The 892-nt window shown below is 47.8% G+C and carries 1 rRNA gene; it reads right to left on the reverse strand.

The features are described 5' to 3' along the window. Positions 1–701 (reverse strand): 23S ribosomal RNA (locus T3A99_RS14945); the annotation flags it as partial. Between the last annotated feature and the right edge of the window lie 191 nt (positions 702–892).

Genomic DNA, 892 nt, shown 5'->3' on the forward strand with positions numbered 1-892 from the left:
AACCTTCAACCTGCCCATGGATAGATCGCCCGGTTTCGGGTCTATTCCCAGCGACTAGACGCCCTATTAAGACTCGCTTTCGCTACGCCTCCCCTATTCGGTTAAGCTCGCCACTGAAAATAAGTCGCTGACCCATTATACAAAAGGTACGCAGTCACCCAACAAAGTGGGCTCCCACTGCTTGTACGCATACGGTTTCAGGATCTATTTCACTCCCCTCTCCGGGGTTCTTTTCGCCTTTCCCTCACGGTACTAGTTCACTATCGGTCAGTCAGTAGTATTTAGCCTTGGAGGATGGTCCCCCCATATTCAGACAAAGTTTCTCGTGCTCCGTCCTACTCGATTTCATGACTAAGAGATTTTCGCGTACAGGGCTATCACCCACTATGGCCGCACTTTCCAGAGCGTTCCGCTAATCTCAAAGCCACTTAAGGGCTAGTCCCCGTTCGCTCGCCACTACTAAGGGAATCTCGGTTGATTTCTTTTCCTCAGGGTACTTAGATGTTTCAGTTCCCCTGGTTCGCCTCTTGCACCTATGTATTCAGTACAAGATAACCATCTTATGATGGCTGGGTTCCCCCATTCAGACATCTCCGGATCAAAGTCTGTTTGCCGACTCCCCGAAGCTTTTCGCAGGCTACCACGTCTTTCATCGCCTCTGACTGCCAAGGCATCCACCGTATGCGCTTCTTCACTTGACCATATAACCCCAAGCAATCTGGTTATACTGTGAAGACGACATTCGCCGAAAATTCGCATGCTCTAAGAGCAACTCACAAATTTTACCTTAGCCTGATCCGTTACCAGTGAAAGTAACGTCCAGTCTATCTTTCTATCACATACCCAAATTTTTAAAGAACGATCTAATCAAAAGACTAGAAATCAACATTCA

The sequence above is a fragment of the Pseudomonas sp. N-137 genome, from assembly GCF_034555295.1.
In the GTDB taxonomy this organism is placed as follows: Bacteria; Pseudomonadota; Gammaproteobacteria; order Pseudomonadales; family Pseudomonadaceae; genus Aquipseudomonas; species Aquipseudomonas rhizophila.